Origin of the sequence: Kribbella sp. NPDC048915, assembly GCF_040649595.1 — a bacterium.
Classification (GTDB): Bacteria; Actinomycetota; Actinomycetes; order Propionibacteriales; family Kribbellaceae; genus Kribbella.
Window position 1 is genome coordinate 21,165 of the sequence record NZ_JBEZFT010000096.1, and the last position, 6,000, is coordinate 27,164.

A 6,000-nucleotide genomic window follows, 5' to 3' on the forward strand; every position below is an offset into this window, starting at 1 on the left:
TTCCCAGCCGGCCGGAGGCCCGCCGCTGACCGCGTTGACGCCGCCCGCCCTGGGTGCCGGCAGCAGGCCGTTGACCACGCCCGGCAGCGACGCGGCGTACCGGCAGACCAACGGTGGCCGCTCCACCACGCAGCGCAGTTTCGGTCGTCCCGAGCCCGAGCAGAGCTTCCGTCCCGTCTACCAAGGCCAGGCGTGGCCCACCGAGCAGCCGCAGTACCGTCCCGCGTACGTGCCGCCGCCCCCGATGGACTGGCACGCGCAGCAGGCCCGCGCGTACACGTCCGAGCCGAAGACGGTGAACAAGGTCGTCATGATCGCCGCGCTGGTCGCCCTGGTCATCGGTGTCATCGCCGGAGCCGGTGCGGCGACCGCCGTTGTCGCGCTGAGCGGCGACGACACCCCGGTCACGCAGCAGCCTCAGCCGCCCGTCGGCGCCGGCGCCGACCCGAAGATCCGGACCGGATCGGTGTCCGCGGTCGCGCAGGCGCTGCTGCCGAGCGTGGTGCAGTTGAAGGTCGAGGGCGAGGACAACTCCGACGCCACCGGATCCGGCTTCGTGATCGACAACGCCGGGCACATCCTGACCAACAACCACGTGGTCGCGTCCGCGGCCCGCGGCGGTTCGATCCAGATCGTCACCAACGACAACAAGACCGCCACCGCGCGGCTGGTCGGCCGGTCCCCGGCGTACGACCTGGCTGTCGTGCAGGTGGCCGGGCTGCAGGCGCCGTCGGTGAAGTTCGGGCGTTCCGACCAGGCGGTCGTCGGGCAGGACGTGGTCGCGATCGGGTCGCCGCTCGGCCTGGCCGGCACCGTGACGTCCGGCATCATCTCGGCGAAGAACCGGCCGGTCACGACCGGCGATCCCGGCCAGGAGTCGTCGTACATCAGCGCGCTGCAGACCGACGCCGCGATCAACCCCGGCAACTCCGGCGGACCGCTGGTCGACATGAACGGGCGGGTGATCGGCGTGAACTCCGCGATCGCCACCGTCCGCGGCTCGCAGGAGGGGCAGAGCGGCAGCATCGGGCTCGGGTTCGCGATCCCGATCGATCAGGCCCGGCGGACCGCCCAGCAGCTGATCGCGACCGGGCGCGCGTCGTACCCGGTGATCGGGGCGAGTGTCGACATGACCTTCGAGGGCGGTGCCCGGGTCAGCGCGGTCAACCCGAACTCGCCGGCCGCGCAGGCCGGGCTCCGCGTCGGTGACGTGATCACCGCGGTCAACAACGACCCGGTGGACAGCGCCGAGGTGCTGATCGTGGCCATCCGTACGCACCAGCCGGGTGAGGCGGTGCAGTTGCTGTACGAGCGCGGCGGACGGTCCGCGACCGTCACCGTGAAGCTCGCCCAGCAGATCGGCTGACACCGGATGCCGAGTCTCGGGATACCCTGGTCGGCGGCCACCGGTCGGCGGTCGGAGATGGACAGCAATGCGCGGGAGTGAGGTGGGGACATGTTCGGTATCGGGCCGCTCGAACTGGTCGTGATCGCGATCGTCGCCGTGCTCGTCTTCGGACCGGACCGGCTGCCGGAGTTCGCCCGCACCGCGGGCCGCCTGCTGCGGCAGGTCCGGCAGATGGTCACGAACGCGCAGAACGACCTGCGCAACGAGCTCGGCCCCGAGTACGCCGACCTCGACCTGCAGGACCTGAACCCGAAGAACTTCGTCCGCAAACACCTCCTCGACCCGATCGAGGACGAGGTGAAGTCCGTCTCGAGCGACTTCACCGACACCGCCCCACCCCGCCTCCCGGCCGGCGCCAAACCCCCGTACGACCCCGAATCCACCTGACGCGCGCTCAGCGCGGTTCGATGCGGAACACCGGGTAGCGGCCGGCGACGGCGGTGAATTCCGTGTCGGAGGCGTTCCGGTCCACCGGGATGTGAGGTCGGGCCCCGGGCGCGACCGCCAGGTAGCGCTGGAGGATGGGCGGACGTTCCTCGACCGGGATCTCGACGAGTTTGACGGGCTCGCGGCCTCGGCGGTGGAGGACCGCCTCGCCGCCGGCGGCTTGGACGTTCAGCACCCAGTTGGCGCGCGGGCCGAGCATGGAGACCAGGTAGCGGCCGCTGTCGTACTCGACGACCGCCACCGGCAGCCGGACCGGGCGGCCGCTGCGGCGACCGCGGACCTCCAGCGTGACCGCGTAGTGCGGCACCAGTACCCCAGTCGTGTGCTGCAGCCGCTGCACCCAGTTGATGCCCTTCGCGAGCAGCCCGGGCCGGCCGCCGCGGTACAACCAGCGTTTGACGTCGTACAGCGGGTTCATCGCCGCCCACGGGTGAGACGGGCGAGAGCCGGTCCTCCGGCGACGACAGGCAGCAGCGCGAGGAGGCCCCACACCGCCGGGAACGGGCGGACGCCGTACTCGGTGACGAACAGCAGTACCAGGCCCAGCGTCACGGTCACGAGGATCGCCACCGCAGCGGCGCCAACGGCGACAGGACGCGGCGTCCTGGCCAGACCGACCACCAGGAGCCACAGCAGCAGGTTCAGCACCGCAACGCCGTACACGAGGCCGTACACCGTGCCCGACTGCACTTCCTTGCTGTACGGCGCGTACACGGCCGCCGCGTGCTCGAACAGGCTGCGGCTACCCGCCTGGTCGACGATCGCCGCGACCGCCAGGACCAGGGACAGTGCGACGGCGAGCCACGCGACCCGACGTCCGGTCGGAGTGGTTGTGCGAGTTCCTGAAAGTGACTGTCTCATGCAAGTGACTGTACGAACGCCGCCGACCCGTGGTCAAGGGTTTTAGACAGTTACTTGCTAAAGGCTGTCGCTGTCTCGTAGGGTCGGGGCATGGCTACCGGTCTGCGGCAACGCTGGCGTGAGAAGGCGCGGCGGACGATCCAGGAGCGTGCGCTCGACCTGTTCGACGAGCGCGGCTTCGGTGCGGTGACGATCGAGGAGATCGCCGCCGCGGCCGAGGTGTCGCCGTCGTCGGTGTACCGGTACTTCGGCACGAAGGAAGGGCTGATCGTCGCCGACGAGTTCGACACGATGAGCCAGGAGGCGCTCGAGGCGCTGTACGACCGCGCCGACCCGGTCGGCACGATGGTCCGGATCGTCCGCGACTACGAGTCGGTCGAGTCCGGGGAGGCCGGCGAGCCGGTCCCGTGGCGGCGGATCCGGTACTTCTTCAAGGAGCCTTCGGTGCGTACGGCGTTCCTCGCGTCACTGGACCGCGCCGCGCAGCGGATCGCGCCGCTGATGGTTGACCGCCACCTCACCGCGACGCAGGCACGCGTCGCCGCGAACGCGCTGGTGTTCGGGTACTTCTCGGCGCTGGAGCAGTGGTATCTCGACGGCGGCGTCCGCCCGGTCGCGGAGTACGTCGAGGAAGGTCTCGCCCCGCTCCGCCCGATCTGGTCGCCCGACGGTGACACCCGCGCGCAGGAGGCGTGATCGGTCAGCCGGCGGTCAGTGATCGGTCAGCCGGTTCAGCCGGTCGGTGATCGGTCAGCCGGTTCAGCCGGTCGGTGATCGGTCAGTCGGTGATGAGCAGGTCGTAGGTGACCTTGTCGTCGACGTGCGTGGCGAGCTCGAAGGCCGCGCGCTCGGTGCCGACGTGCCGGAAGCCGGCCTTCTCCGCGGTACGGCGCGCTGCCGCGTTCGAGGCCGCCGTACGGATGAACAGCCGGCGGCCGCCGAAGCCGCCGTCGTCCCGCGGAGCGAAGTACCACCGGGCAACACCCTGGATCGCCTCGGCCATCACGCCGCGGCCCTGCGCCTCGGGGTGCATCCAGTACCCCAGCTCGGCGTCTCGGACCCGGCCGCGCAGGTGGATGCCGAACATCGTGAGATTGCCCAGACCCTCGTCGGTCGCGACGTCGGCCACACACCAGTTGAACCGCCGTCCGTCCGACGCCTGCTCGGCCATGTCCTTCAGCCAGAACCGAGCGTCCTCGACGGTGAACGGCTGCGGGATGAACGGCAAGAAATGCGCGGTCAGGGCGTTCGTCCGGGCCGCGCTGATTCGAGTCACCTCGTCGTCGCGCCACCGGCGCAGGCGTAACCGGGCCGTCTCCAGCACGGGATGGAACACGGCGCTGTCCTGGGGCAGTCGGCGGTCAGCGACCGGCGGGGGAGAGGCCCAGCTGGCGGCCGACCAGCCCGCGCGGCTTCCCGCCGAGGGTCGCGGCGATCCTGCCGAGCACCTGCGCGGCCGGCGTCTCGGGGTCCGCGGCCGCGAGCGGCTGACCGAGGTCGCCGCCGGAGCGAAGCCGCTCGTCCAGCGGGATCTCGCCGAGCAGCGGGATCGGGTACCCGAGGCGGGCCGACAGGGTCTCCGCGACGCGCGTACCGCCGCCGGTGCCGAAGATCTCGATACGGTGCTCAGGACCGCAGTGCGGGCACGGCAGGTACGACATGTTCTCGACCACGCCGGCCACCCGCTGGTGGACCATCTGCGCCATCGTGCCGGCCCGCTCGGCCACCTCCGCGGCGGCTTCCTGCGGGGTGGTCACGACGATCACCTCGGCGCTGGTGAGCCGTTGACCGACCGAGATCGCGATATCGCCGGTGCCGGGCGGCAGGTCGAGCAGCAGGACGTCGAGGTCACCCCAGTACACGTCGGCCAGCATCTGGACCAGCGCGCGGTCCAGGATCGGGCCACGCCACGCGACAACCTGGTCGCGCTTCGGCTTCAGCATGCCGATCGAGATCACCTTCACGCCGTGCGCAGGCACCGGCATGATCATGTCGTCTACCGCGGTCGGCCGCTCGTCCGCGACGCCGAGCATGGCCGGCACCGAGTGCCCGTAGATGTCCGCGTCCAGGACGCCGACCGACAGCCCCTGGCGGGCCATCGCGACGGCCAGGTTGACCGTGACCGACGACTTGCCGACGCCGCCCTTGCCGGAGGCGATCGCGAACACCTTGGTCAGCGAGTCCGGCCGCGAGAACGGGATCTCCTTCTCGGCGACGCCGCCGCGCAGCTGTGTCTGCAATGCGGATCGCTGCTCGGCCGACATCACACCGAGGTCGATCTCGACCCCGGAGACACCGTCGATCGCGCTCACCGCGGCGGTCACGTCGCGCCGCAGCGTGTCCTTCATCGGACAGCCCGCGACGGTCAGCAGGATCCGGACGGCGACCACGCCGTCCTTGCGGACCACGACGGACTCGACCATCCCGAGGTCCGTGATCGGCTTCTTGATCTCAGGGTCCAGCACTCCACCGAGCGCCGCGGTCACCTGCTCAGCAGTCACAGCCATGTCCCAAGGCTACGTGCTCGCCCGCGTCCGTCCGACCGCGGTCCGTGTGACGTAGCACCCTTACCACTCCCGCAACCCACATCCACCCCGCGGATCGCCGTACCAGCTCACCCCCTGCCCAGCCCAACACGACCGGATATCCGTTCGTGGTGGGGTTCTCTGCTGGTGTACCGACGAAGAACCCCAAGTTGGCGCGGTTATCCGTTCGTGTTGGGAGTTGTCTGTTGGTGTATCGACGGTGGACCGCCGGTTGGCGCGGTTATCCGTTCGTGGTGGGGGTTCTCTGCTCGTGTACCAACAGACAACCCCCAACACGAGGGCTGAACCCACCTTGCGCGGCCGGCACGATCCATCACGGCCGCGCCACCGCGTCCGCGGCGACCGCCACCACGGCCACGCCGGCCGCGACAGCTAGCCCGAGTTCGCCGAGTTCGCCGAGTTCGTACGAACCTTGCGCCGCCTGCTTTGCTGACCCGCAAAAAACTCTCCTAGATGATTGACGCACGGCCTGGTCTGGATTCTCGGTGGTCGTAGCGGTGATGGAACCGAGAACGGGTGCTCCAGCGCGGTTCACCTCCCGGATATCCGCGCCAGTTGGGGTTCTCTGCTCGTGTGCCGACGAAGAATCCCCAACACGTGGGGTAGTGGTACGGCGCGAGGGTGGCGTGGTCGTCGGCGCTACCCGGGTTTCCACAACACGGTGGGTTCACCCATCGTGTTGTGGGTTCCGTACCCTTCACACGGGTCAGGAACCCACAACACCGTGGGTGAACCCAC

General features: G+C 69.9%; 7 protein-coding genes. 3 read left to right on the forward strand and 4 right to left on the reverse strand.

The window, feature by feature from the left end; genetic code table 11:
* Positions 1-34 precede the first annotated feature (34 nt).
* Positions 35-1,366 carry a trypsin-like peptidase domain-containing protein gene (locus AB0B82_RS31330; protein ID WP_360176723.1) on the forward strand — a complete coding sequence of 444 codons (1,332 nt, stop codon included), beginning with the start codon at positions 35-37 and terminating at the stop codon, positions 1,364-1,366.
* A 90-nt stretch (positions 1,367-1,456) separates the two neighbouring features.
* Positions 1,457-1,795, forward strand: coding sequence for a sec-independent translocase (locus tag AB0B82_RS31335; protein ID WP_360176726.1), 339 nt, complete (start codon positions 1,457-1,459; stop codon positions 1,793-1,795).
* A 7-nt stretch (positions 1,796-1,802) separates the two neighbouring features.
* On the opposite strand, the gene AB0B82_RS31340 is transcribed toward AB0B82_RS31335, so the two are convergent.
* Together AB0B82_RS31340 and AB0B82_RS31345 are read right to left on the reverse strand one after the other, a co-directional pair.
* Positions 1,803-2,273: a nitroreductase/quinone reductase family protein gene (locus AB0B82_RS31340; protein WP_360176729.1), complete on the reverse strand. Its 471-nt coding sequence runs from the start codon at positions 2,271-2,273 to the stop codon at positions 1,803-1,805.
* Positions 2,270-2,716 carry a hypothetical protein gene (locus AB0B82_RS31345; protein ID WP_360176732.1) on the reverse strand — a complete coding sequence of 149 codons (447 nt, stop codon included), beginning with the start codon at positions 2,714-2,716 and terminating at the stop codon, positions 2,270-2,272. The genes AB0B82_RS31340 and AB0B82_RS31345 overlap by 4 nt, the downstream gene beginning before the upstream one ends.
* A gap of 90 nt (positions 2,717-2,806) precedes the next feature.
* On the opposite strand from AB0B82_RS31345, the gene AB0B82_RS31350 reads away from it, so the two are divergent.
* Positions 2,807-3,412: a TetR/AcrR family transcriptional regulator gene (locus AB0B82_RS31350; protein WP_360176735.1), complete on the forward strand. Its 606-nt coding sequence runs from the start codon at positions 2,807-2,809 to the stop codon at positions 3,410-3,412.
* An 82-nt stretch (positions 3,413-3,494) separates the two neighbouring features.
* Here the strand turns inward: AB0B82_RS31350 and AB0B82_RS31355 are convergent, their stop codons facing one another.
* Together AB0B82_RS31355 and AB0B82_RS31360 are read right to left on the reverse strand one after the other, a co-directional pair.
* Positions 3,495-4,052 (reverse strand): GNAT family N-acetyltransferase, encoded by a 558-nt coding sequence (locus AB0B82_RS31355; RefSeq protein WP_360176738.1) that lies wholly within the window; start codon positions 4,050-4,052, stop codon positions 3,495-3,497.
* Positions 4,053-4,077: 25 nt separating this feature from the next.
* Positions 4,078-5,223: a P-loop NTPase gene (locus AB0B82_RS31360; protein WP_360176741.1), complete on the reverse strand. Its 1,146-nt coding sequence runs from the start codon at positions 5,221-5,223 to the stop codon at positions 4,078-4,080.
* Positions 5,224-6,000 lie beyond the last annotated feature (777 nt).

Excerpts from the sequence above, each read along its gene's own strand:
- AB0B82_RS31335 (WP_360176726.1), top strand. The coding sequence starts at position 1,457 with ATGTTCGGTATCGGGCCGCTCGAACTGGTCGTGATCGCGATCGTCGCC.
- AB0B82_RS31350 (WP_360176735.1), top strand. The coding sequence starts at position 2,807 with ATGGCTACCGGTCTGCGGCAACGCTGGCGTGAGAAGGCGCGGCGGACG.
- AB0B82_RS31345 (WP_360176732.1), bottom strand. The coding sequence starts at position 2,716 with ATGAGACAGTCACTTTCAGGAACTCGCACAACCACTCCGACCGGACGT.
- AB0B82_RS31360 (WP_360176741.1), bottom strand. The coding sequence starts at position 5,223 with ATGGCTGTGACTGCTGAGCAGGTGACCGCGGCGCTCGGTGGAGTGCTG.
- AB0B82_RS31340 (WP_360176729.1), bottom strand. The coding sequence starts at position 2,273 with ATGAACCCGCTGTACGACGTCAAACGCTGGTTGTACCGCGGCGGCCGG.